Annotated in this window: 25 protein-coding genes, 2 tRNA genes and 1 other RNA gene; 10 read left to right on the top strand and 18 right to left on the bottom strand. The window is 70.1% G+C overall.

The window, feature by feature from the left end:
- Nucleotides 1-24: 24 nt before the first annotated feature.
- Entirely contained in the window at nt 25-507 is a 483-nt protein-coding gene (locus AC5L3X_RS24725) for a GNAT family N-acetyltransferase (protein ID WP_494859912.1), read from the bottom strand.
- A gap of 60 nt (nt 508-567) precedes the next feature.
- Here AC5L3X_RS24725 and AC5L3X_RS24720 point away from each other — a divergent pair, with 60 nt between their 5' ends.
- Entirely contained in the window at nt 568-1,035 is a 468-nt protein-coding gene (locus tag AC5L3X_RS24720) for a winged helix-turn-helix transcriptional regulator (protein ID WP_189122336.1), read from the top strand.
- Here AC5L3X_RS24720 and AC5L3X_RS24715 read toward each other — a convergent pair.
- A complete protein-coding gene (locus tag AC5L3X_RS24715) occupies nt 1,009-1,656 on the bottom strand; it encodes a VC0807 family protein (protein WP_494859909.1) in 648 nt (215 codons plus the stop codon). The two genes, AC5L3X_RS24720 and AC5L3X_RS24715, sit on opposite strands and share 27 nt — an antisense overlap.
- Before the next feature lie 201 nt (nt 1,657-1,857).
- On the opposite strand from AC5L3X_RS24715, the gene AC5L3X_RS24710 reads away from it, so the two are divergent.
- The 3 genes from AC5L3X_RS24710 to AC5L3X_RS24700 all read left to right on the top strand — a co-directional run bounded on the left by AC5L3X_RS24710 (nt 1,858) and on the right by AC5L3X_RS24700 (nt 4,798).
- Complete coding sequence (locus tag AC5L3X_RS24710; protein WP_494859907.1) at nt 1,858-2,646, top strand: SURF1 family cytochrome oxidase biogenesis protein; 789 nt, start codon at nt 1,858-1,860, stop codon at nt 2,644-2,646.
- Nucleotides 2,647-2,656: 10 nt separating this feature from the next.
- Nucleotides 2,657-3,403, top strand: coding sequence for a tyrosine-protein phosphatase (locus tag AC5L3X_RS24705; protein ID WP_494859905.1), 747 nt, complete (start codon nt 2,657-2,659; stop codon nt 3,401-3,403).
- Nucleotides 3,404-3,604: 201 nt separating this feature from the next.
- The gene (locus tag AC5L3X_RS24700; protein ID WP_494859904.1) at nt 3,605-4,798 is read left to right on the top strand and encodes an amidohydrolase family protein; all 1,194 of its coding nucleotides are present in this window, start codon (nt 3,605-3,607) and stop codon (nt 4,796-4,798) included.
- Here the strand turns inward: AC5L3X_RS24700 and AC5L3X_RS24695 are convergent.
- The 4 genes from AC5L3X_RS24695 to AC5L3X_RS24680 form a co-directional block, all read right to left on the bottom strand.
- Nucleotides 4,795-5,139, bottom strand: a complete 345-nt coding sequence (locus AC5L3X_RS24695) for a YkvA family protein (protein WP_494859902.1) — start codon at nt 5,137-5,139, stop codon at nt 4,795-4,797. The genes AC5L3X_RS24700 and AC5L3X_RS24695 overlap by 4 nt on opposite strands.
- A gap of 126 nt (nt 5,140-5,265) precedes the next feature.
- Nucleotides 5,266-6,684 (bottom strand): amidase, encoded by a 1,419-nt coding sequence (locus tag AC5L3X_RS24690; RefSeq protein ID WP_494859901.1) that lies wholly within the window; start codon nt 6,682-6,684, stop codon nt 5,266-5,268.
- An 11-nt stretch (nt 6,685-6,695) separates the two neighbouring features.
- The gene (locus AC5L3X_RS24685; RefSeq protein ID WP_494859900.1) at nt 6,696-7,655 is read right to left on the bottom strand and encodes an LLM class F420-dependent oxidoreductase; all 960 of its coding nucleotides are present in this window, start codon (nt 7,653-7,655) and stop codon (nt 6,696-6,698) included.
- Between the two features lie 81 nt (nt 7,656-7,736).
- Nucleotides 7,737-8,405 carry a TetR/AcrR family transcriptional regulator gene (locus AC5L3X_RS24680; RefSeq protein WP_189122343.1) on the bottom strand — a complete coding sequence of 223 codons (669 nt, stop codon included), beginning with the start codon at nt 8,403-8,405 and terminating at the stop codon, nt 7,737-7,739.
- A 173-nt stretch (nt 8,406-8,578) separates the two neighbouring features.
- Here AC5L3X_RS24680 and AC5L3X_RS24675 point away from each other — a divergent pair, with 173 nt between their 5' ends.
- The gene (locus AC5L3X_RS24675; protein ID WP_494859899.1) at nt 8,579-9,346 is read left to right on the top strand and encodes a hypothetical protein; all 768 of its coding nucleotides are present in this window, start codon (nt 8,579-8,581) and stop codon (nt 9,344-9,346) included.
- 58 nt (nt 9,347-9,404) lie between these two features.
- On the opposite strand, the gene AC5L3X_RS24670 is transcribed toward AC5L3X_RS24675, so the two are convergent.
- The 5 genes from AC5L3X_RS24670 to AC5L3X_RS24650 form a co-directional block, all read right to left on the bottom strand.
- Complete coding sequence (locus AC5L3X_RS24670; RefSeq protein ID WP_494859897.1) at nt 9,405-10,463, bottom strand: aspartate-semialdehyde dehydrogenase; 1,059 nt, start codon at nt 10,461-10,463, stop codon at nt 9,405-9,407.
- Nucleotides 10,460-11,734, bottom strand: coding sequence for an aspartate kinase (locus AC5L3X_RS24665; protein ID WP_189122345.1), 1,275 nt, complete (start codon nt 11,732-11,734; stop codon nt 10,460-10,462). The genes AC5L3X_RS24670 and AC5L3X_RS24665 overlap by 4 nt, the downstream gene beginning before the upstream one ends.
- Nucleotides 11,735-11,818: 84 nt before the next feature.
- Entirely contained in the window at nt 11,819-12,349 is a 531-nt protein-coding gene (locus AC5L3X_RS24660; protein ID WP_189122346.1) for a DUF5063 domain-containing protein, read from the bottom strand.
- Nucleotides 12,342-12,941 (bottom strand): recombination mediator RecR, encoded by a 600-nt coding sequence (gene recR / locus AC5L3X_RS24655; protein ID WP_189122347.1) that lies wholly within the window; start codon nt 12,939-12,941, stop codon nt 12,342-12,344. The genes AC5L3X_RS24660 and recR overlap by 8 nt, the downstream gene beginning before the upstream one ends.
- 2 nt (nt 12,942-12,943) lie before the next feature.
- Nucleotides 12,944-13,294 (bottom strand): YbaB/EbfC family nucleoid-associated protein, encoded by a 351-nt coding sequence (locus tag AC5L3X_RS24650; RefSeq protein WP_189122348.1) that lies wholly within the window; start codon nt 13,292-13,294, stop codon nt 12,944-12,946.
- Nucleotides 13,295-13,623: 329 nt separating this feature from the next.
- Between AC5L3X_RS24650 and AC5L3X_RS24645 the strand changes: the two genes are divergently transcribed.
- A complete protein-coding gene (locus AC5L3X_RS24645; RefSeq protein ID WP_494859894.1) occupies nt 13,624-15,051 on the top strand; it encodes a helix-turn-helix domain-containing protein in 1,428 nt (475 codons plus the stop codon).
- A 30-nt stretch (nt 15,052-15,081) separates the two neighbouring features.
- Here AC5L3X_RS24645 and AC5L3X_RS24640 read toward each other — a convergent pair whose 3' ends face one another.
- Nucleotides 15,082-17,523, bottom strand: a complete 2,442-nt coding sequence (locus tag AC5L3X_RS24640) for a DNA polymerase III subunit gamma and tau (RefSeq protein ID WP_494859892.1) — start codon at nt 17,521-17,523, stop codon at nt 15,082-15,084.
- Nucleotides 17,524-17,555: 32 nt separating this feature from the next.
- Nucleotides 17,556-17,651, bottom strand: an RNA gene (gene ffs, locus AC5L3X_RS24635) — signal recognition particle sRNA small type.
- An 83-nt stretch (nt 17,652-17,734) separates the two neighbouring features.
- Between ffs and AC5L3X_RS24630 the strand changes: the two genes are divergently transcribed.
- Nucleotides 17,735-17,822 (top strand) — tRNA-Ser (locus AC5L3X_RS24630).
- 57 nt (nt 17,823-17,879) lie between these two features.
- On the opposite strand, the gene AC5L3X_RS24625 is transcribed toward AC5L3X_RS24630, so the two are convergent.
- Nucleotides 17,880-18,755 (bottom strand): hypothetical protein, encoded by an 876-nt coding sequence (locus AC5L3X_RS24625; RefSeq protein ID WP_494859890.1) that lies wholly within the window; start codon nt 18,753-18,755, stop codon nt 17,880-17,882.
- A gap of 431 nt (nt 18,756-19,186) precedes the next feature.
- Nucleotides 19,187-19,381: a hypothetical protein gene (locus AC5L3X_RS24620; protein WP_494859888.1), complete on the bottom strand. Its 195-nt coding sequence runs from the start codon at nt 19,379-19,381 to the stop codon at nt 19,187-19,189.
- A gap of 438 nt (nt 19,382-19,819) precedes the next feature.
- Between AC5L3X_RS24620 and AC5L3X_RS24615 the strand changes: the two genes are divergently transcribed.
- The 3 genes from AC5L3X_RS24615 to AC5L3X_RS24605 all read left to right on the top strand — a co-directional run bounded on the left by AC5L3X_RS24615 (nt 19,820) and on the right by AC5L3X_RS24605 (nt 22,670).
- Nucleotides 19,820-21,238 (top strand): Ig-like domain-containing protein, encoded by a 1,419-nt coding sequence (locus AC5L3X_RS24615; RefSeq protein ID WP_494859886.1) that lies wholly within the window; start codon nt 19,820-19,822, stop codon nt 21,236-21,238.
- 248 nt (nt 21,239-21,486) lie between these two features.
- Nucleotides 21,487-22,326, top strand: coding sequence for a KPN_02809 family neutral zinc metallopeptidase (ypfJ, locus tag AC5L3X_RS24610; protein WP_494859884.1), 840 nt, complete (start codon nt 21,487-21,489; stop codon nt 22,324-22,326).
- Between the two features lie 47 nt (nt 22,327-22,373).
- Nucleotides 22,374-22,670: a type II toxin-antitoxin system VapB family antitoxin gene (locus AC5L3X_RS24605; RefSeq protein WP_189122356.1), complete on the top strand. Its 297-nt coding sequence runs from the start codon at nt 22,374-22,376 to the stop codon at nt 22,668-22,670.
- Nucleotides 22,671-22,716: 46 nt separating this feature from the next.
- Here AC5L3X_RS24605 and AC5L3X_RS24600 read toward each other — a convergent pair.
- The 3 genes from AC5L3X_RS24600 to AC5L3X_RS24590 form a co-directional block, all read right to left on the bottom strand.
- Nucleotides 22,717-22,806 (bottom strand) — tRNA-Ser (locus tag AC5L3X_RS24600).
- Between the two features lie 10 nt (nt 22,807-22,816).
- The gene (locus AC5L3X_RS24595) at nt 22,817-23,254 is read right to left on the bottom strand and encodes a nucleoside deaminase (protein ID WP_494859962.1); all 438 of its coding nucleotides are present in this window, start codon (nt 23,252-23,254) and stop codon (nt 22,817-22,819) included.
- Between the two features lie 14 nt (nt 23,255-23,268).
- Entirely contained in the window at nt 23,269-23,745 is a 477-nt protein-coding gene (locus tag AC5L3X_RS24590; protein ID WP_189122357.1) for a tRNA adenosine deaminase-associated protein, read from the bottom strand.
- Nucleotides 23,746-23,747: the final 2 nt, after the last annotated feature.

Genomic DNA, 23,747 nt, shown 5'->3' with positions numbered 1-23,747 from the left:
GGTCAATGGTGAGGCACCAGAACCTTATTCCGCAAATACTCCGGGCCGTTGGATCATAGCGGTCACCTCGACCGAACCGGAAACGACCTTCATCGTGGCGTCCGGCCACTGGCGGCGGATCATCCTGAGCACCCGCCTGTTCTCGCCGAGCACGTCCATGCCGACGGTGGTGGCGCCCCGCACGGCGGCCCGTAACAGCAGCCGGTCGATCAACCGCGGCCCCAGCCCGACACCCTGCCACTGGTCGGTCACCACGACCGCGATCTCCACGTCGGCCGAACCTCCCTGGTAGCTCATGGCATGGCCGATGATCTCGCTCTCGTGCGTGGCGACCAAGACGTCGCGGCGCTCGTCCACGGCCAGGAGGGCGCGCACCAGGCTGGCGGCCGGGCTGGTGACTCCGGTGAAGAAGCGCAGGGTCTGCGTGTTCAGGGACAGCCCGGCCAGGAAGCGCCTGATCCGGTCCTCGTCGTCGGTCCGGGCCGGTCGGATCTGAGTTCCAATCACGAACCCAGCTTTCCTCCTGACACCTGAGTCTGTCAAATGAACTCAGGTATGATAGAGAGCATGAACGTGTCTTTCCGGGTGGACAACTGCTCGATCGAGCGAACTCTGGACATCGTCGGGGAGAAATGGACGTTCCTGGTGCTGCGTGAGGCGTTCAGCGGCGTACGCCGGTTCGCCGACATGCAGGCCAGCACCGGTGCCCCGCGGCAGGTGCTCAGCGCCCGGCTGGCGCGCCTGGTCGACGAGGGGCTGCTGCGCAAGGTCCCCTACCGCGAGCCCGGTCAGCGCCAGCGCGACGAGTACCGCCTGACCGAGAAGGGCCGCGACCTCTATCCCCTGCTGGTCTCACTGATGCACTGGGGCGACAAGTACCTCTCCGGCCAGCAGGGGCCGCCCGTGCTCCTGACCCACCGCGACTGCGGGGCCGCGATCGAGCAGCACTTCCGGTGCGCCGATGGTCACGAGGTGGCCGGGCCGCACGAGGTGACGCCGTTGCCGGGCTCAGGCGCCGAGCTCAAGAGCGCGTAGGCAGCGCCGGAAGTCTGCCAGCGTCAGCAGCGCGGCCGCGGTCAGCAGCACGGCCACCGCGCAGGTGCGTACGACGAGGTAGGTCTGGATGGGCTGGCTGAGCAGCAGCCAGAGGCTCAGGAGGGCGTTGCCGAGCTGGGCGCATCCCCAGACGAAGGACTGCCGGGCGAAGAACCGCTGCATCAACGGACTTTCCAGGACATGGGCGGGGAGCGGCACCAGATCCTCCGCCACCCGCCGCACCAGCGGCCTGCGTACCCTCGCCGTCGCCAGGAACGCCGCGCCGGCGCAGAAGACGCCCAGCGTCGGCTGCAGGAAGAACAGCACCGCGCTGCCCGACAGCAGCGCCAGCACCGCCCGCACGCTGACCATGCCCGCGGCCAGCAGCACCGACCCCGGCACCACCCGGCCCCTGACCAGCCGGTACGCCACTCCCCCGTACACCCAGGCCACCGCCGTCACCACACCCCCTGCGACACCGGCGACGACCAGGCCGGCGTAGAAGACGGCGACGGGCAGGATCATGCCCTCGACGATCCTCGGCACGGCGTGCCGGAGCAGCGACGGAAGCTTGGGCAGCGCGAACACGGGCCCGGCGGCGGGCGCGGCGAGCATGGTCATGAGGGTCTTCGAGGGCCTCTCGCGGGGGGGTGGCGGGAAAATCCCGGATGAGGCCCTGCGCGGGGGTCGTACGGGACGAATTCCGACCGTACGCGATGAACCATGGTCCGGTAACCATTTCGACCGGATAACGATCGCGATGGCACCAGGAGGAGCGGAGGCGTGTGGGAGAGCACGGGTGCCGGTGCCTACCCTTGAAGGGTGTACCGGTTCCTCCTCACACCTCGCTGGATCGCCCTGCACGTCGTCGTGCTGCTGGTGATCCCTGCCTTCGTCTTCCTGGGGCAATGGCAGTTCGGGCGGTTCGAGGAACGCTCGGCCAACTCCGACCGGGTCACCGCCAACCTGGCCGCCCCCGTGGTGCCCGTGGAGAGCCTGGCCGGGCAGGAGATCGACCAGGACGACCGCTACCGGACCGTGACGGCCACGGGCACCTACGACCCCGCCCACGGGCTGCTGGTGCGACGGAGGCCACAGGAGGGCCGGCCGGGATACTTCGTGCTCACCCCGCTGACCCTCGCCGACGGCCGGGCCGTGCTCGTCAACCGCGGCTGGGTGAAGGCCGGGGCGACCGCCGACACGCCGCCGGAGGTGCCGCCGCCACCGACGGGTCAGGTAAATATCACCGGACGGCTACGCCTGAGCGAGACCGAGGAGTCGAGCGGCCTGCGCGACCGACCCGGCCTGCCCGCCGGCCAGGTGCTGCTCATCAACAGCGACGCCATCGGCCAGAGGTTGCCCTACCGGCTGCTCGACGGCTACGTGGAGCTGACCGGGCAGCGACCGGAGACCGACCCGGCGCCCGCGCCGGTCCCCGCGCCCGACGTGGGCTCCGGCGGCGGCCTCAACCTGGCCTACGGCGTGCAGTGGTGGCTGTTCATCGGGGTGGCCATCGGCGGGTGGCTGCTGCTCATCCGGCGCGAGGCGGCCGACAGGAGGGCCGCGGCGGCCGGGGATGTGGCCGCAGAGGAGACCGCGCCCACCGGTTAAAGTACGAAGGGTGCTTCGTCACATTGAGTTCCTCAACATCTACAACTTTCGTGACGTGGGCGGATACGCCGCTAAAGATGGGCGATCCGTCCGATGGAAACGGCTCTACCGGGCCGACTCCCTCGGCTGGCTGACCGGGGCAGACATCGAGACGTTCCGGGCGCTGAGCGTGCGGACCGTCATCGACCTGCGGCATCCGGAGGAGGTGGCCAACTCCGGCCGGGTCCCCGAGACCGACGAGCTCGACTACCTCAACCTGCCCATCGAAGGGCGCCGCTGGGACGTCACCGCCTACAACGACACCCTGGGCGTGGGCAGATACCTCGCCGACCGCTATCTCGAGGTGACCGAGGACGGCGTCGACAACCTGCGCGAGGCCATCGAGACGATCGCCCGGGCCGACAGCGCGCCGGTCGTGATCCACTGCGCCGCCGGCAAGGACCGCACCGGCCTGCTCACGGCGCTGGTCCTGACCCTGGTGGGCGTGGCGGAGGAGGACATCGTCGCCGACTACGCGCTGACCGGACTGGCGACCGAGCGGTTCATCATCAGCTGGCAGAAACGCCATCCGACCGCCGCCAGGTGGCCGGGGTTCGGTGTGGCTCCGGCCGAGGCCATGCGGTTCTTCCTCGCCGACCTCGCCGACCGTCACGGCTCGGTCGACGCCTACTGCGCCGACGTGCTCCGGATCGACTCCAGGACCGTCGAGGCGCTGCGGGACCATCTCCTCGCGCCGATCGATCAGCACACCGACTGATCAGCACACCGACTGACCAGAACTTCGTGGGGTAGGGGGCGGACGGGTTCGCATGAGCAGCATCCTCGCAAGGCGGACCCCTCGGGCCCGGGGTCGCCTACCATCCCCCTCCAGGCGATTCCGGGCTCCGCGCGACCAGGGAGACCCAACGGAGACGTCGCAGCTTGTTCGACGTTATCCCGCCGTCGTACGGTTACCTGCGTGACTACGCCGCTGCTCCCCGATCCGGATCCGAGGCGGCGCGACTACGTGATCATCTCCGCCGACGATCACCTGATCGAGCCCCCTGACCTCTTCGAGGGCCGGCTCGCGGAGAAATACGCCGATGTCGCGCCCAAGGTCGTGGAGACGGAGGCCGGTCACCAGGTCTGGCGATACGGAGGCGCCACCTATCCGTGCGCCGGTCTCGACGTGGGCGCCGGTCTGCCGCGCGAGCAGTGGACCCTCGACCCGGTCCGCTTCGACAGCATGCGCCCCGGTTGCCACGACATCGAGGCGCGCATCGCCGACATGGACCTCGCGGGCATCTGGGCCGCGCTCTGCTTCCCGGGCATGCTGGCCGGTCAGGCCGGCATGCCGTTCGCCCGCACCCGTGACCAGGAGCTGGGCCTGGCCCTGGTCAAGGCGTGGAACGACTGGCACATCGACGTCTGGGCCGGCACCTATCCCGAGCGGATCATCGGCCTGCAGCTGCCCTGGCTGCCCGACCCCGACATCGCCGCCAAGGAGATCCGCGCCAACGCGGCCCGCGGGTTCAAGGCCGTGGTGTTCCCCGAGTTCCCGACCCGGCTGCGGCTGCCGTCGATCCACAGCGGCCACTGGGACCCGTTCTTCGCCGCCTGCGAGGAGACGGGCACGGTGGTGGCCCTGCACACCGGCGAGTCGAGCTGGTCGCCGGTGCCCTCCCCCGACACGCCCATCGAGGCGATCACCACGCTGATGCCGACCGCCGCCATGTTCGCCTGCGCCGACTGGCTCTGGTCAGGGCTGCCGCTGCGCTTCCCGGCGCTGCGCATCCTCATCGTCGAGGGCGGCGTGGCGTGGCTGCCGATGCTGGCCGAGCGGGCTGACTACGCGCTCGACCATCCCGTGGGCGAGGTGACGTGGGACGGCGGGCTCAAGCCCAGCGAGGTGCTGCGCCGCAACTTCTACTTCGGCACTCTCGACGACCACGCCCTGTCCGGGGTGCGGCTGGCGGTCGGGCTCGACCACGTGCTGCAGGAGAGCGGCTATCCGCACTCCGACTCCACCTGGCCCGACACGCAGCACGCGGTGACCCACAACCTCGGCGCCCTGCCGCCCGCCGACGTCGCCAGGGTCGCCTACGGCAACGCGGCGCGCCTGTTCGGCCACCCGCTGCCGTCGCGCGCCTGGCTGCGGATGGAGGAGATCTAGCCTTCGATCCTGCCTTGGATGACGTCGCGCTCGTGGTCGAGGTAGCGACCGCTCTCACCGAGCAGCGAGCCGAAGAGCCAGAGGAAGACCCCGAAGTCGTCAGCGACCCCGACCAGCACCAGGAAGTCGGGGATGACGTCGATCGGCGAGAGGATGTAGACCACGCCGAGGCCCATCAGGGCCAGTTTGCTCTTGCCCAGCCCGGTGTACTTCCCGCGCATCACCGCGCCGACCATCCGGGGGATCGCCCGCACCCGTGCCATCAGGCCCGGTGTGCCAGGCTTGGTCACGTCTCGGTAGGCCCGCCAAGCCGCCGCCGCCCGTGCCGCCTTCGCCATCATGACGCCTCCCTACCCTGACTTCTCACGACATAACGCGTCGAGAGGTCCGCATGGTTCCCGCGGTCAGCGGCGAGGGTCGCACGCCGCTTCCTGGCGCGAGGCCCCCGCCCCGCGCCGGTTCCCGGCTCAGCGCAGAGCGCCGTGCGTGAACGGCGCGGCCTGCTCGATCTGCGCCGCCACGCGCACCAGCAGGTCCTCCCTGCCCGCCGCCGCCACCAGTTGGACGCCCACCGGCAGCCCCGCCCGGGTGCTGTGCAGCGGCAGCGAGATCGACGGCTGGCCGGTCGCGTTGATCGGCGAGGTGTAGCCCACGGCGTGCGCGGTGCGGCCCAGGGCGACGCTCAGGTCGTCGGGCGGGATCCAGCCGAGCTCGAACGGCGCCACGCCCAGCGACGGCGCCAGCAACAGGTCGTAGCCCGAATCCCACCACGCCGCCATCCGCCTGCGGAACCCGTCGATCCACTGCGTGGCCAGGATGTGCTCGGCCGCGCTGTGGTTGCCCGCCGCGCCGACCATCGCGGCGTTACGCGGCTCCAGTTCCTCCATCCGTACGGGCCTGCCGCGCCGGACGCCGATGTTCGCCATCTCCGCCGCCAGGTTGTTCGCCACGATCGCGCCGAAGTGACGGGGGAAGTCGGCCTCGCCGAGCGCCTCGGGACAGCCGGGCGACACGTCGTGGCCGAGCGTCTCCAGCAGCCCGGCGGCACGGGTGACCGCCTCGGTGACCTCGGGCACGTCCGGCACGTCGCCCCTCGGGTGGCTGCTCACGAACCCGACGCGCAGCCGTCCCGGGTCCGCGCCGACCTCCTCGGCGAGCGGCCCCGGCAGCCGAGGGGCGTCGTACGGGTCGCCGTTCACGTAGCCGGAGACCAGGTCGAGCGCCGCCGCCGTGTCGCGGACGGTCCTGGTCACGAACCCCGGGCAGGAGAAGCCGCTCCACCCCTCTCCGCCCAGCGGGCCGAAGCTGACGCGGCCACGGGTGGGTTTGAGCCCCACCAGGCCGCAGAGCGAGGCGGGGATGCGGATCGAGCCGCCGCCGTCGCTGGCCGTGGCGATCGCCGTCATCCCGGCCGCGACCGCCGCCGCCGACCCGCCGCTCGATCCGCCCGCTGAGTACGCGGGATCGTACGGATTGCGCGTGGGCCCGAAGGCGGCCGGCTCGGTGGTGATCGTGCTGCCGAACTCAGGCGTGTTCGTACGGCCCAGCACCACGAACCCGGCGGCCCGCAGCCTGGCCGTGCCGTGGCCGTCCGCCTCGACCGGCACGCCGTCGAGCACCCGCGAGCCCGCGCTGTACGGCTCCCCGGCCTGCGCCCAGCCGAGATCCTTGAGCAGGATCGGCACCCCCCGGAACGGCGCGTCGGCGGGCAGGCCGTCGACCTCGGCCAGCGCCCGCTCGAACCGTGGGTGGACGACGGCGTTGAGCTCGCCGTCGCGGGCCTCGATCCTGGTGATCGCCGCCTCGACCAGCTCCCGGGGCGACACCTGGCCGTCGCGGACGGCCCGCGCCTGTCCGATCGCGTCCAGCCTCAGCACGTCGTCCACGTGTCCTCCGTTCAGGCCTTGGGGGCCAGGTCGCGTACGGCCTGGGTGATGGAGACCTCGCCGCCGGGGATAGGGGCGAGGACGGGGGTGTCGAGGCCGTGGTCCACGTACTCCTGGATCCGGGCCCGGCACGTCGCGGCGTCGCCGTGCACCACGAGCGCGTCGACCACCTCGTCGGGGATGGCCTTCAGCGCGGCCTGGCGATCGCCCGCCGCCCAGGCCTCGTGCATCGGCCGCAGCACCTCGCCCCTGCCCAGCCAGTCGTGGAAGGCCGCGTAGACGGGCACGGTGAGGTAGCTGGCGAGCATCCAGCGGGCCTGTTCGCGTACCTTGGCGGTGTCCTCGCTGACGCACACGAACAGCCGGGCGATCAGCTCGGTGTCCGGCCCGATCTCGGCCCGCACCTGGCGCACGTCCTGGGGCGAGAGCCAGTTGGTGATCGCGCCGTCGGCCTCCTCCGCGGCCAGGCGCAGCATGCGCGGCCGGAGCGCGGCCAGCACGATCTTGGGCGCCACCTTCGGGGCCCGCTCCAGCTTGAAACCCTTGATCTCGAACGTCTCGTACGCCTCCGACACCTTCTCGCCGGCCAGCGCCTTCCTGAGGAAGCGCAGGGTGTCGCGGGTGCGCGCGTAGGGCTTGGCGAAGGTGCCGGCGTTCCAGCGCTCGACGATCGCGGGAGAGGACGAGCCGATGCCCAGCACGAAGCGTCCGGGGGCCAGGTCGGCGAGTGTGGCGGCGGACATGGCCAGCAGGCCGGGCCCGCGGGTGGAGACGGGGACGATCGCGCTGCCCAGCCTGATCCCCTGGGCCCACTCGGCGGCCATGGCCAGCGGCACGAAGCCGTCGACCCCGTTGACCTCGGCCGACCAGGCGTCGGTGTAGCCGAGCGCGGGCAGCTCCGCGATCAGCTCCCGTGAGTTCGCCAGCGAACGGTCGAAGAAGGGGATCGTCATGCCCCAGTTCTGTGTCATCGAGACCTCCAGCCAAGCGACAGTACCGCGACCATACCAACCGGATGGTATGTCGTCTCCGCCCGCGAAGATCCGGTCAGGCTAGGCGCGCAGTTCGTGCACCACCGCGATGAAGTCCTTCGTGATCCCCCGCAGACCCGGCAGATGCGATAGGCCGACGAGCCGGTCCACGAGCGGCACCGTGGCGTCGATCAGCCGATGGGTGCGCTCGCAGCCGGGCGAGGTGTCGTGCACCCAGAACAGCACCATGCCCATCGAGAGCAGCCAGAGCAGCTCGGGCAGCTCCTCGCGCAGCTCGGTGTTCATGGAGTCGCGCGAGCCCTCGACGACCTGCCGGTAGATGGCGATCGACGCCTCGCGCGCCGGCGACGACTGGGCACTGAACGGGCTCAGCGGGTTGGTGGGCTCGGCCGCGTGCTTGAAGAACTTGACTGCGAACTCGTGGTAGGGCTCGGACACGCGCACCCACTCGCGCAGCACGCCGCTCAGCCTGGCCGCGAAGGACGGCGTCGTGGCGAGCAGCTCACGGCAGGCCGCCTCGTGCTCGGCCTGGGCCCGGTCGTAGTACGCCTGGATCAACGCCTCCTTGCTCTCGAAGTAGTAGTAGGCGTTACCCACGGACACACCGGCCTCGGCCGCGATCGCACGCATCGTCGTGGCGTCGAAGCCGCGCTCCCGGAACAGTCGCAAGGCCGTCTCGACGATGACCTCTCGGGTGCTCTCCGCTCCTCTGCTTCGGGCTTCGGACACGCTCGTCACTTTACGGCGTGATGCCAGTTAGGTCATGGAGCCGCACGGTGATCGCCGACACACGGCAAAGATCCGTGTGCGACAGGGGTCAGCTGGTGTGAAGCATGGGATTGATGTTTCAGGCGGAAGGGCTATTTCCGCGAAAAGGCATCGACATGTGGATACGTGGAAGTGTGCGCCTCCTGGTAGGCGTACTCCTCGGCATTGAGATCTCCATAATCGCGCTGGCCTCAGCAGCCTCCGCCGCCCCCAGGCCCCCGGACGGGGAGCCACGGCAAGCGCCATCGATCATCACTCGGACGTACCGGCTGGAGGGACCGATCGAGGTCGCCCGCTGGTACGCGCCGACCTCCGGCCAGACCGTCATGCTGGCCGGTCTGTCCGGCCAGTCCGGGGAGATCGTGACCGGTGAGACCAGCGAGACGGCCGGCGTGCTCGGCGAGGCGAGCGAGAAGATCGGCCTGGCCACGCTGCGGTCCATGACCGACGGCGACCAGAAAGGACTGCCGAAGCTGAACCTGAGCCGCGCGAGGCCCCGGCACGCGATGACGCACCTCTCGCACAGCCTCGCCGCGGACTACCTGAAGAACGCCGGGTTGCGCTACCAGTCGACGGGCCGCTGCACCAACCGGCAGGTGCGCACGTGCACCTCCCTGGACTCCGTCCGGACGAACACGATCGCCCGGGTCATCCAGCTCAAGCGCGAGAGCGGCTGCCCCATCATGGTCACCGGCGGCACCGAGGTCGGCCACGCGCCCGGCCGCTACAGCCACGGCCAGGGCTACAAGCTGGACATCTCAAAGAACGCCTGCATCAACCGTCACATCAGCGGCACCCACCAGAGGGTGGGTCACCGCGGCGACGGGTCGGCTCTGTATCGCTCCGCCTCGGGCACGATCTTCGCCAACGAGGCGGACCACTGGGACATCATGTTCCGGTGAGAGCGTGACGGCGCCGTGCCCGATGACCGGGCACGGCACCGTCGCGCGAAAAGTGTCCCTACAGCTCGCCGGCGACCAGCTCGGCGATCTCCGCCGCGTTGAGCGCGGCCCCCTTGCGGAGGTTGTCACCGCACACGAACAGGTCGAGCGTGTTGGGGAAGTCGACCGCCTGCCGGACCCGGCCCACATAAGTCGGGTCGGTGCCCACCACGTCGCTCGGCGTCGGCCAGACACCGTTGGCCGGGTCGTCCATGAGCACCACGGTCGGCGCCGCCTCCAGGATCCGGTGCGCGTCAGCGACCGTGATCTCACGCTCGAACCGGGCATGCACGGCCAGCGAGTGCGTGGTGATCACCGGCACCCGGACGCAGGTCGCGGAGACCTTGAGGTCGGGAATGCCGAGGATCTTGCGCGACTCGTTGCGGAGCTTCAGCTCCTCCGACGCCCAGCCGCCGTCCTTGTAGGAACCCGCCCACGGCACCACGTTGAACGCGATGGGCGCGGGGAACGGCGACTCCTCGGGCAGCCTGTTGGCCAGCGCCTTGCGCACGTCACCGGCCGTCTGACCGATCGCCCGATCACCGGCCAGCGCCTCGACCTCGTCGTAGAGTCTGGCCGAACCCGCCACACCGGCGCCCGACACCGCCTGGTAGGAGGCGACGACGAGCTCCTTGAGCACGTACTCGGCGTGCAGCGCCCCCATGGCCGCCATCATCGACAGCGTCGTGCAGTTGGGCGTGGAGATGATGTTGCGCGGCCGGTCACGCGCGTCGAGCGGGTTGACCTCGGGCACCACCAGCGGCACGTCAGGCTCCATACGGAACGTGCCGGACTTGTCGATCGCGATGGCGCCGCGCTCGGCCGCGATCGGCACCCACACGGCCGACACCTCGTCGGGCACGTCGAAGATGGCGATGTCGATGCCGTCGAAGACCTCGGGCGTGAGCGCCTGGACGACGACGTCCTCACCGCGCACCCGCAGCACCTTGCCCGCGGAACGCGCCGACGCGACGAGACGGACCTCTCCCCAGATGTCGTCGCGGGTGGACACCAGGTCACGCATGACGGTGCCCACGGCACCGGTGGCCCCGATCAGGGCGAGATTGGGCCTGCTCATCGTCCACTGCCTCCATACACCACTGCTTCGACCTGGTCTGCGTCGAGCTCGAACGCTCGGTGGGCGGCCGCCACGGCCACGTCGACGTCGTCCTGATCGACGATCACCGAGATGCGGATCTCCGAGGTGGAGATCATCTCGATGTTGACCCCGGCGTCGGCCAGGGCCGCGAAGAACGTCGCCGTGACGCCCGGGTGCGAGCGCATGCCCGCGCCGATCAGCGACACCTTGCCGATCTGGTCGTCGAAGAGCAGCGACTCGAACGCGATCTCGCCCTGCATCCGCTTCAGCGCCGTCAGCGCGGTCGAACTGTCGGCCGTGGGCAGCGTGAACGAGATGTCGGTGCGGCCCGTCGCCGCGGCCGAGACGTTCTGGACGATCATATCGATGTTGATCTCGGCGCCGGCCAGGGTTTTGAAGATCGCGGCAGCCTCTCCGACCTTGTCGGGGACCCCGACCACGGTGATCTTGGCCTCGCTCCGGTCGTGCGCGACGCCGGAGATGATCGGCTGCTCCATCTCGGTTCCTTCGGTGTAAGGGTCGGAGACGACCCAGGTGCCTTCCCTGGTGCTGAACGAACTGCGTACGTGGATCGGCAGGGCGAACCGGCGAGCGTACTCGACGCACCGCAGGTGCAGGATCTTCGCCCCGCAGGCCGCCATCTCCATCATCTCGTCGTAGGAGACCTTGGGGATCTTGCGGGCTGTGGGCACGATGCGGGGATCCGCGGTGAAGATGCCGTCGACGTCGGTGTAGATCTCGCAGACGTCGGCGTCGAGGGCCGCCGCCAACGCCACCGCCGTGGTGTCGGAGCCGCCCCGGCCGAGCGTCGTTATGTCCTTGGTGTCCTGCGAGACGCCCTGGAACCCGGCCACGATCGCGATGTGACCACGGTCGAGCGCCTCACGGATGCGGCTCGGCGTCACGTCGATGATGCGCGCCTTGCCGTGCGTGGAATTGGTGATCACGCCGGCCTGCGAGCCGGTGAACGACCGCGCCTCGTAGCCCAGGTTGGCGATCGCCATGGCCAGCAGGGCCATCGAGATCCGCTCGCCGGAGGTGAGCAGCATGTCGAGCTCGCGGCCCGGAGGCAGCGGCGACACCTGCTCGGCCAGGTCGAGCAGCTCGTCGGTGGTGTCGCCCATGGCCGACACGATCACCGTGACATCGTTGCCGGCTTTTTTCGTCGCGACGATCCGCTGCGCGACCCGCTTGATGCAGGACGCGTCGGCGACGGACGAACCACCGTACTTTTGCACAACGAGCGCCACGAGAGTCTCCCGGTTAGGACTGTGAGGTGCCAGTCTACCGGGGGCGTTTCATGGCGCCGCTGGGCTATATCACTATGTGGATGATCAAACCGAGGTGGTCTCCTCCGCCACGTCGAGGCGCGAGTGCGCGGCGAGAGCCTGCAGCGCGCGCATGGCCGCGCCCGCGTGGTTGCCCCAGGTGTTGAAGTAGGAGTATTGCCACCACCACAGCGCCTCGTGCGGCCGGCCGGCCTGGTAGTGGCGCAGGCCGTGGATGAGGTCGGCCGCGACCGCGGTCAGGTCATCGGACAGCCGGTAGGGGGTGACGCCCGTGTCCTTGTACGGGTCGAACACCTCGGCGTAGTCGTCGACCGCCTCCAGCAACTCGGCCAGCGCCGTGCGGACGCCGTCGATGTCAGGGTCCTCGCTCAGCGGCGGCTCGTAGTTGCCGGAGAGGATGACGTCCTCGTTGGCGCCGAGCTTGGCGCCCGCGAGGCTCACCTGAGCCACCTCGACCAGCAGCAACGACCAGATGGCGTCGCCGCCCTCACCGCCGGCGACCCTGGTCAGGCCGTCCACGTAATTCTGCGCGTGCCCGGCGATCTCTTCGGCTAGCGCACTCCACTGGTCAGACATCCAGCAGCCTCCGTCCTTCGAACGCGCGGCCCAAGGTCACCTCGTCGGCGTACTCGAGGTCACCGCCCACAGGCAGACCGCTGGCCAGTCGTGTCACTTTCACACCCATCGGCTTGACCAGACGGGCAAGGTAGGTCGCCGTCGCCTCGCCCTCCAGATTGGGATCGGTGGCGAGGATGAGCTCGGTGATGCGGCCGTCGGCCAGCCGCGTCATGAGCTCACGGACGCGCAGGTCGTCGGGCCCGATGCCGTCGATGGGGCTGATCGCGCCGCCGAGCACGTGGTAGGTGCCGCGGAACTCGCGCGTCTTCTCGATCGCGACGACGTCCTTCGGCTCCTCCACCACGCAGATCACATGCGTGTCGCGGCGCTGATCTCGGCAGATGCGGCACTCCTCCTCGGAGGCCACGTTGCCGCACACCCGGCAGAACCGGACCTTCTCCTTGACCTCCAGCAGAGCGTGCGCCAGCCGCTTGACGTCGACCGGATCGGCCGCCAGCAGATGGAACGCGATCCGCTGCGCGCTTTTGGGACCGACGCCGGGTAGCAGCCCCAGCTCGTCGATCAGGTTCTGGACGACGCCCTCGTACATGCCTAGAACCCTGGCAACTGACCGAGACCGCCGCCGCCCAGCCCTTGGGCCAGCGGACCGAGCTTCTCCTGCTGCAGATCGGCCGCCGCACGCACCGCGTCGCGCACGGCCGCGATCACCAGGTCGGCGATCGTGTCGGCCGTGTCCTGCGGGTCGGCGGCGTCGACCACACTCGGGTCGATCTTGAGCTCGAGCAGCTCGCCCGAACCGTTGACGACGGCCGTGACCAGGCCGCCGCCGGCCGAGCCCTCGATCTGCGCGTCGTTGAGCTCCTGCTGGGCGCTCACAAGCTGCTGCTGCATGAGCTGGGCCTGCTCCAGCAGCTGCTGCAGGTTGACATCCCCTGGGTTCACCGTCGTGCGCTCCTCGTGGCTCCGCGTTCTTGACTGTCACGAGCCTACGGTGTTTGGGCGTCGTCATGTACTGGCGGCATGCAGGTGTTTCGACCTCTGATCATTGTTCGGCCGGGTCCCGGCCCCCCTCCAGTGTCCAGGACCCGGCCATCACGCCGACCGGAGCGGCCGCGCTCATGCCGACGCTTGAGCGAAGACCTTAGCCACCGTGACGTTGCACACACGTTGCGATGACCTGATCACCCTTCGCGATCCCTCGAAACGGTTGCGCCGACACACCTCCAGCGTCGATGCTCGCCATGCGGGGGGTTGACTACTTGGAGTGGCCGATGAGTTACGCCGATCTCGACGCGTATTCCGACCGCCTGCGCCATGCGTACGAAAGGGCGGTGTCGGGCCGGCTCCCACCGGCCGGCCTCCGCCAGTTGATCAGCGCGTCCTGGCGACGCTCCATCGACGCGGGGATCGACCCCGACGGCGGCCCGGCTCCCCTCGTCTACGACTCCGCCGACCTCGCCGACGTACGCGCCGCCCACCCACTGCGTCCCCTGCTCCCGCTGCTCGCCCAGACGCTCACCGTCACGGCCGAGGTGTCCGAGCACGTCGTGGTGGTCACCGACAGCGAGGGCCGGGTCCTGTGGCGCGACGGCGACCGCGACGCCATGCGCCTCGCCGACCGGGTGGGGCTGGCCGACGGCCACCAGTGGGCCGAGGGCCGCATGGGCACCAACGGCATCGGCACCGCCCTGGCCACCCGCCGGTCGGTGCACGTCTACTCCGAGGAACACCTCCTGCGCATACTGCACGTCTGGTCGTGCGGCGCCGCCCCGATCGTCGACCCCGACACGGGCGCGCTGCTCGGCTGCGTCGACGTGAGCGGCACCGCGCCCAGCCTGCACCCCGCCACCGTGGCCCTGGTCGGCGCCGCGGCCAAGCTCGCCGAGTCCCAGCTCGCCCTGCGCATGCACGAACGCGACGCCCGCCTGCGCCACCGCTTCGACGCCCTGCGCGGGCGTCCCGGCATCCTGCTGTCGGCCACCGGCCGCGTCATCGCCGGCGACCCGGCCGGCGTCCTCGGCGAACGCGTCCAGCTCCCCGCCTCCGGCGAGCGCCTCCTGCTCCGTGACGGCCGCGTGGCCACGCTGGAGCCGTTCGCCGACGGCTACCTCGTCCAGGGCGCGCCGCCGGGCGCCCCCACGCTCACCCTGAGCTTCCTCGGCGACGGCCAGCCGACCGCCGCCATCGGCGAGCGCCGCCTGCCGCTCTCCCTCCGGCACGCCGAGATCCTCGCCCTCCTGGCTCTCCACCCCTGCGGCCTCACCGCCGAGCAGCTCTCCTTCCACCTGTACGGCGACGAGGGCAACCCGGTCACCATCAGGGCCGAGATCCACCGGCTCCGCGGCCAGTTGCGTGGCCGCGTCACCGCCAAGCCCTACCAGCTCACGTCGCCGGTCGAGGCCGACTTCCTGCAGGTCAGGCAGCTCCTCGCGGCCGACGCCCCGACCGCCCTGGCCCGCACCTACACCGGCCCCCTGCTGCCCCGCTCGGAGTCGCCCGAGATCCGCCGCGAACGCGACGAGCTCGAAGTACAGGTGCGCAGCCGCCTGCTGCTCAGCGGCTCGCCGGGCGACCTGTGGGCCTACGCCCAGACGGCCCACGGGCGCGAGGACATCGAGATCCTCGAACGCCTCGCCGACTCCTTACCCTCCACCGACCACCGCGCCGCCGCCGCCCACGCCCGCCTCACCGCCGACTGACCCGGCACGCGCACAGGGGCGCCTTACCGGTCAGGTGTGGTCGATTTCGCCGATCAGCTGGGCGCCCAGCTCGCGTTGCAGGAGCGCCATGCCCGAGAGCTCGTCCACGTCGGCGTCGGCGTCGTTGAGCGGGTCGACGTCGTCCGACTCTGGCCCCTTGACGCGGTTGGGGATGGCGTCCGGCCACGCCGTCGTGCCCGTCTGCCGAGGGGCGCGGGGCCCCGCCTGAGCGGCTGCCTTGGCCGCCGACCTGGCCGCGGCCAGGCCCGCACCGGTCGCGACCACGCTCGCGTGCGTGGGGTCGGGCCCAGGCGGCGAGCCGGGCCCGGGCTCGTCCGGGGCGTCCGGCCAGGACTCGTCCGTCTGCCGGCCCGGGGACGCGGAGATGACGGCCGTGCCGGCCGCTGGTCCGCCGCCTGCCGGCGCGGCGTGCCCCGCCGGGCCAGGCGGCTGGCTCGCCTCCTGGGCGCCGGACTGCCCGGATGACGACCCATGCGAGCTCGTACGGGCACCGGACTGGTGCTGCGCGGCCGGAGGAGTGTGCGGCTGCGGCTGCGGCTGCGGCGCGGCCTGCTGACGTGTCGGGCCGGAGGGCGGACCCGACTGCGGCCCTCGGTTGGCCTGAGGCGCGGGCGAACCGCCCACGACCGCCTCGACCCGCCAGGTGCCGCCCAGCACGTCGCCGAGCGCGGCGGCCACCACGGCGTCCTTGCCGCCACCGGTGAAGTTCTTCATCGCGCCGACCTGGGAGAAACCGAGCGTGACCAGGTTGCCCTCGACGCCGACCACCTGGGCGTTGGTGCTCACGTTGGCCCAGACCACGATGCTGCGCTGCTTGAGCGCGGCCAGCACCGCCGGCCACTGCTGCTGGAGCGCCCCGGCTCCGGTGCCGCCCTGCGTGGCGGCGGGCGCCGCAGCCTCAGCCGGCCTGGGACCGCCGGCCTGTGTGGCGGGCCTCGTAGCGGATCCCGAGGTGTTCGCGGCGCCGGCCGGGGCTCCTGGGCGAGCCGGCTCCGGCCAGCCGTCGTCGGTGGCCTGATCACCTGGCGAAGTCGGCGCGCCGCCCGCAACGTCGCGGGCCTGATCGACCGAGACGTCACCCGGCTGACCGCCGACCTCCTGACCACCCGCGGCCTGGCCACTCCCCGCGTGACCACTCGCGGAAGCGGCCGCGGGGCCGTGGCCTGGCCCGCCCGACACCACCGACCCGGCTGTGGCGGCCGCCTGCCGGAGCTCGGCCATCTGGGCGCCGGCGACTCCCGGCTGGGGGACGACGGCCGTGGCGGGGCCGGTGCGGGCGGCCATGGCGGCGACGGCGCCGCCGCGTTCGAGACGTTCGAGCCGGGCGAGCAGCGCCGCCTCGCCCTGCGCGGCGGCCGGAAGCAGGACGCGCGCGCACATGAGCTCAAGCAGCAGCCGGGGCGAGGTGGCGCCACGCATCTCCGTGAGACCCGTGTTGAAGATCTCGGCGGCCCGGGTCAGCTCGGCCGGCCCCATCGAGGCGGCCTGCGCCACGAGACGCTCCAGCTCGTCGGCGGGCCGGTCGAGCAGCCCGCTGGAGGCCGCCTCGGGAACGTTGGCCAGGATGACCAGATCGCGGAACCGTTCGAGCAGGTCGGAGGCGAACCGGCGGGGATCGTGGCCCCCCTCGATCACCCGGTTGACGGTGTGGAAGACCCGCGCGCCGTCATGCGCGGCGAACGCGTCGACGACCTCGTCGAGCAGGTCGCCGTCGGTGTAGCCGAGCAGCGAGACGGCCTTGGCGTAGGTGATGCCGGCCTCGTCGGCGCCGGCCAGCAACTGGTCGAGGATGGACAGCGAGTCACGCGCGGACCCGGCGCCCGCGCGGACGACCAGAGGCAGGGCCGTGGGCTCGTAGGGGACGCTCTCTGAGGAGAGGATCTCCTCCAGCAGCGCCCGGAGCGTCGCGGGCGGCATCAGCCGGAACGGGTAGTGGTGGGTGCGCGACTTGATGGTGCCGATGACCTTTTCGGGCTCGGTCGTCGCGAAGATGAACTTCAGGTGGGGCGGAGGCTCCTCGACGAGCTTGAGCAGCGCGTTGAAACCCTCTCGGGTCACCATGTGCGCCTCGTCGATGATGTAGATCTTGTAGCGCGCGGAGACGGGCGCGAAGAAGGCCCGCTCGCGCAGGTCACGCGCGTCGTCGACACCGCCGTGGGATGCCGCGTCGATCTCGATGACGTCGAGGTGGCCGGGCCCCGTGGGGGCGAGCGCGACGCACGACTCACAGACGCCGCAGGGGTCGGGAGTGGGGCCCTTCTCGCAGTTGAGCGAGCGAGCCAGGATGCGGGCGCTGGACGTCTTGCCGCAGCCGCGCGGGCCGCTGAACAGGTAGGCGTGGTTGACCCGGCCGGTCCGCAATGCCTGCCGCAGCGGATCTGTGACGTGCTCCTGACCCTTGACCTCGGCGAACGTCCCGGGTCGGTACTTGCGGTAAAGCGCAAGACTCATGCGACCATCCCGCCTGCGAGGGGGCTTCTAACGAAGAGAACCCCTCGCACACCCGCCAGAGCCCGCTTATCCTTGCTGCCTTCCGGCCCTGGGGAGGTTCACAGGATGACGCCGCGCGAGGGGTCCGTGGACAGTCTAGCGGGATGTCGCAGTGCTCGCTCCAGTGAAATCGTGGTCACCACAACCTGAGGATTCCGGTAAACTCGTCGACGGAGGATTCGCCTAGTGGCCGAGGGCGCACGCTTGGAAAGCGTGTAAGGGGCAACCCTTCAGGAGTTCAAATCTCCTATCCTCCGCCAGTTCAGAAGGGGTGTGCCGATTCAATGGCACACCCCTTCTGACGTTCCGGTCTTCCGTCAGCGCTGTCGCCGCAGCACGACCCAGTCGTCGGGGCGTGCGGTGCGCTCCAGGTACGCGAGGTCGTACGTGGCGATGCTGACCCACCGCCCCGCCTCCCTCTCCCAGCGCTTCACCCAGTTGTCCAGCTCGGGGGCCACTCGGTCGAGCAGGTAGGGGTTGAACCAGTCGCCCTTCGTGTACACACTGACGCCCGGATTCGCCTCGGCGAAACGCCTGAAGCGTTCGGCCAGGATGTCGCTGGCAAGCTGGAAGTCGTAGTCGCTGGGCCACGACGACAGGCCGAGTTTGTAGTTGCTGTCGAAGAACGCCACGGCGGGCTTGGGACCGTCCGCGGCGTATCCGGCCCGGCGGTAGGCCGCGACAGTGTCCTCGACGCGCTGCGCGAGCTGGGCCTGTGGCAGGTCGGCGTTGGCCCGGGCGACCATCGCGCGTAGCTCGTTTTCGCTCTGCGGGAAGGTCTTGGCGGGGTCGCCCGAGAAGAAGCGGGCCGACGTGCCCTTCAACCGCACATCACCGTCGAAGATCTTCTCCGCCGCGAGCGCCTCACGTAGTTCGGCCACGGCGGTTCGCCACGACTTGGGCCCCATGCCCAAGGGCGTGCGGTGTCTGCGCAGGTCCCGTAACTGCCTCCGGGTCGCCTCGGCGAATGCGCGCTCTCGCGCGGTGCTCCGATAGCCCAGGGGATCGGCGATGGCGGGCCGCCTGGCCCGATGCGTCAAGGGGGCGGCAGCGCTGATGATGTTGCGCAGCCGCTTCTCGACGGCGTTGACCAGGCCCTTGCCGAAGAGACGTTGGAGCTCGTGACGGAAGACGAACACGGCGCGTCCGGCGCTGACGCGCAGACCGGCGAGGGTGAGGCGGGCCTGGATCATCGACGCGCCGCCCGTGACCACGGAGGCGGCGACCGCCCAGGCCCAGAACGGCCAGCACGTACGCGGCCAGCACTGCGAGCAGGGCCTTGAGCGCGGCGACGAGGTCGGCGATGACATCGTGCGCGTCGGCGAGTGCGTTCAGCACGGTGACCAGGCTCGGCAGATGACTTTCGTCGCCGTCGTCGTCGTCCAGATAGTCGGCCAGGAAGACGATGGCGGCGTCCATGTCGAGGCCGTCGTTGCGGGTCATGGCGTACCGGACGGCACTGTGCGCGACCGAGCTGACCTCTCCGCGCAGATGGCAAGCGCACGTGCGGTAAGCGGCGGCGCAGTCGCGGAGCCCGTCTTCGTCCTCGGTGGGCCAGGGCACGCCCAGCAGCAGGAACGCCGTCTCCAGCTCAGGTGGCAGCATCATGGGGCAGAAGGTCCACTCACGTCGCCGACGGCCCGCCGTGGCGGGAGGGGATGGCATTGGCGCGGAAAGCGTGCGCAAGCGTGTGGTCCACGACGCCGTGAATCTCGGCCATCTCCTGGAGGCCGACACCCGCCCGGTCGATGTTCGTGTGCATGCGGCGGCACGCCTGACCGAGCATCTCGTTGACCTGGTCCATGGCCAGGCCGATCACACCCAGCCCCCAAGGCGACCGCCCGCCCGGGGCGAAAGAGACGATCAGGGTGTCAGTGTGATGTCTCAACAGGTCGGCCGCTTTCCCGCAAGCCTTGGCCGGCTGCGACCAAATCACTTCCGTGAACCCGAAGCTCTCTTTGACCAGACTGCCTCTGAGGCTCCTTCTGCACCATGGTGCCAGAATGTGGCGCCTGGCTTCTGATTTTTGATCACTAATGAGCCACAGGTCCCGGCGGCCCCCGCCGAGGGCCTCGGAGCCGGTTCTCTGTGCCGACGCCCCTCTTTCTGGCCTGCCTTCCCGGCTCCCGCGCTCGGCCGCGCCACGACACGGAGATCGCGTACGCGCCTGAACGCACTTGAGCGACTACCTAGAGTAACGTCCGTCGTGAAGTCGATCTACGACGACATCCCTCACGACAGTGGGAGTTCAGTGTTGATGTCACAACGATCCCGATCCGCGCTCACCGCCCTGGCCGGTGCGCTGTTGACGCTGCTGGCCGTGCCCGGGACACCGGTGGCCGCCGCCGAAGGCGGTGCGCACGACGGCGCGCGGCGGGCCGTCGCGCGAGCCGCCGCCCCGCCCTGTGTCCGGCAGGGGCAGGCGACCTACCCCGTCAGCTACTACTGGAAGAACGTCATCGGCGCACGGCTGGGCAGCGGGTCGGTCTCGGTCGACACCTCCCCCTCCCTGTGGGGCGGACAGATCGCACCTGGCACCGTCTTCACCCTCACCCTGACGCACCGGACGACCCAGTGGCCGTTGCTGGTCACCCGCTACACCACCACGTGGGATCTGTCGTCACTGCTGGCCAACGCCACTGTCATCAGCGAGTCGGGGACCGGTACCATCAGCGGCAACACCCTGTCGATCACCTCCTCGGGCACCAAGACCGACCCATCCTCCAAGGTCATCACCTTCCAGGTCAGACAGGGCACCATCGGCAACGGCATGACCATCCGGCCGACCGGGATCAGCAGCGTCATCGCGGCTCCCGGCCAGCTCGGCAACAACACACCCGCCCCGCCGATCCAGATCGTCAACGGACAGTCCATCTCGCCCACCGTCGCCGTCGCCGACACCGCCACCACCCCCATGGGCGCGGCCGTCAACGTGCCCGTCCTGGGCAACGACACCGCGAGCTCGCCGACGATCAGCAACGTCACCAAGCCCGGCAACGGCACCGCGACGCTCTCCGGCGGCAACGTGACCTACACGCCCGCTCCGGGCTTCGCCGGCACCGACACCTTCGCCTACACCATCACTACCGCCTGCGGCGCCAGCACCGCCACGGTCACCGTCACCGTCATCTGCCCCTGGAAACCGGTCAATCTGATCAACGGCAGCTTCGAGACGCCGCCCGTGGCCACGGTCGACTGGAACATCCCCGACGCCTCCACCGACCCGAGCGTCGGCTGGCACACCACCGCCACCGACAACAAGCTGGAGATCTGGCGCAGCGGGGCACCGGCGGCCGACGGCCAGCAGTACGCCGAGCTCAACGCCAACGAGGTCTCCACGCTCTACCAGGACGTGCCCACCGTTCCCGGAACCCCGATGACCTGGTCGCTGTATCACCGGGGCCGCCTGGGCACCGACGTGATGCGGGTGCTCATCGGGGCGCCGGGCTCGACCGTGGCGCAGGTACCCACCGGGGCGTCCTCGCCGGACCTCTCCGACGACAACACCGCCTGGGGCTACTACACCGGCGTGTACGTCGTGCCTCCGGGACAGACCACCACCCGATTCGCCTTCGAATCGGTGTCGGCCGCGGGCGGCAGCCCGACGGCCGGCAACTTCCTGGACGGCGTGACGTTCAGCACACCCCCCTGCCCGGACACCACCAGCACGGGATGACACCCGCGCAGCCCCCAACGCCCTCGCGGCTGGGAGGCGGATAGGGGGCGAGCCTTCAGGAGCTCTGCCAGGAAGGGGCGCACCGGCCGGTGCGCCCCTTCTCGCCGTTCCGGTGCGATGCCGATCAGACTTTCCATCATTTCGCCACATCAACTGACACGTGGTGAATGATCTGGAACAGGGGATGGAATCTATGGGTCCCTTTCGGGAAGCTGTCCCCCGGGCAGACCCGAGAAGGGACGTTGGTCATGGACTTCAGAGACGACGTCGACCTCGACTCCTCACAGGTGGAGGACGTCGGTGGACGCGGGGGTGGTGGTGGGGGCGGCTTCCCGGGCGGGATGGTGGTCGGCGGCGGTGGCGTCCTCACCCTGATCGTGATGGTCGCGGTGTTCGTCATCAACAGCCTCGGCGGTGGCGGCGAAAGCCAACCGGCGCAGCAGCAGCCCTCCTCCAACCTCTCCCAGGAGTGCAAGACGGGCAAGGACGCCGACCAGTCGGAGAAGTGCCGGGTCGTGGGCGTGGTCAACAGCATCCAGGACTACTGGAAGACCGAGGTCTCCGGCTATCGCGCGGCCAAGACGATCCTCTATTCCGGCGGGGTGCGCACCGCCTGCGGCGCGGCCGACTCCTCGGTCGGGCCGTTCTACTGCCCCGGTGACCAGCGCGTCTACCTCGACCTGAGCTTCTTCGACGATCTCCAGAGCCGCTTCGGCGCCAAGGGCGGCCCGTTCGCGCAGGCGTACGTGATCGCGCACGAGTACGGCCATCACGTCCAGAACCTGCTCGGCGCGCTCGAAGGCGGCGGCTCGGTGGCCACGGAGCTGCAGGCCGACTGTTACGCGGGCGTGTGGGCGAACAAGGCCATCGACACGGGCTTCTACGACAAGCCGTTCACCGAGGCGGAGATCGCGGAGGCGCTGGACGCGGCGGCGGCGGTCGGCGACGACCGCATCCAGCAGCGGACCCAGGGCCGGGTCGATCCCGACTCGTTCACCCACGGCTCTTCGGAACAGCGCGTGAAGGCGTTCCAGCAGGGCTACAAGACGGGCCAGCCAGCCCGATGCGGCACCGCTGACCTGCGATGACGGCACAGGGCAACACGCGGATGTGGAAACTCTCCTAAAATCAATGGGTGATCTTCAAGCTGGTCGGCGACGGACGCCCTTATCCCGAACATGGTCTGACCCACCGCGAGTGGGCTCAGATACCACCGCGGCAGGTCCGGCTCGACTCCCTGATCACCACGAAGGCGATGCTGGACCTGCACTCGCTGCTCGCCGCCGACTCCACGTTCTACGGCGATCTCTTCCCGCACGTGGTGCAGTGGCGGGGCGAGCTCTATCTCGAGGACGGTCTGCACCGGGCACTGCGGGCCGCTCTGCACCAACGATCGATCCTGCACGCCAGGGTGCTGGAGCTGCCCGCCTAGCAGCCGCCGAACGAGAAAAGGAGCCGCGAGCGCGGCTCCTTTTCGGTGGCGGTGGTGGTGGGATTTGAACCCACGGATGAGTTGCCCCATCACACGCTTTCGAGGCGTGCGCCCTCGGCCACTAGGCGACACCACCGCCGACGAGCTTACCGGATCCGCCGAGTGCCGAAGAACTCCTTAAGCACTGCGGAGCACTCCTCGCCCAGAACGCCCATCACGACCTCGGGCCGATGGTTGAGCCGGCGGTCGCGGACGACGTCCCAGAGCGAGCCCACGGCGCCGCCCTTCTCGTCGATCGCTCCGTAGACGATCCGATCGATCCTGGCCAGTACGGCGGCGCCGGCGCACATCGTGCAGGGCTCCAGCGTCACCACGAGCGTGCAGCCGTCGAGACGCCACTGCCCGCGCAGCCGGGCGGCCTGCCTGAGCGCGAGCATCTCGGCGTGCGCGGTGGGATCGGCGGCGGACTCGCGGTCGTTGCCCGCGGCCGCCAGCACCTCGCCGAGCGGGCCGAGCACCACGGCCCCGACGGGCACCTCGCCACGAGCGCCGGCGGCGACGGCCTCGGCCAGGGCCAGGCGCATCGCCTCGGCGTGGGTCACCGCAGCCGGTCGAGCTCGTCGGCGAACGACAGCCGCTCGGCGATCACCGAGAGGATGTCGGCCGGGAGCACGCCTTCCTCCATGCTCAGCTCCAGCAGCTCCTCGGAGCTCACGCCGAGGTCGCTGAGCAGCTCGAAGTCGCCCGCCGGTCGTACGCCGAGCCCGTTGCCCTCCTTGTCGGGCACGACGCCGGCGAACTCGGCGAACAGCTCGCCCAGGCTCTCGGGCTGGATCGCGTGCACGTCGGAGAGGAACACCCGCGGCTCCTCCTCACCGAGGTAGCGGACGATGGCGAACCACTCGTCCTCGACCTCGACGCAGAGCAGCGCCAGCTCGTCACCGGCCAGGCCCAGCGCCTCGGTCACGGCGTCGCCGAAGTCGTCGACGATCTCGGACTCGCTCAGATCGATCTCGGCCCCGCTCCAGCCGTCCGAGGTCCTGACGAAAGCCGCAGAGAAGGTGTTCGCCGCCATTG

It is taken from the genome of Nonomuraea sp. CX421 (assembly GCF_059358955.1).
Note: the sequence above shows the minus strand (reverse complement) of the source record. Positions and strands in the feature narration are given on the sequence as shown.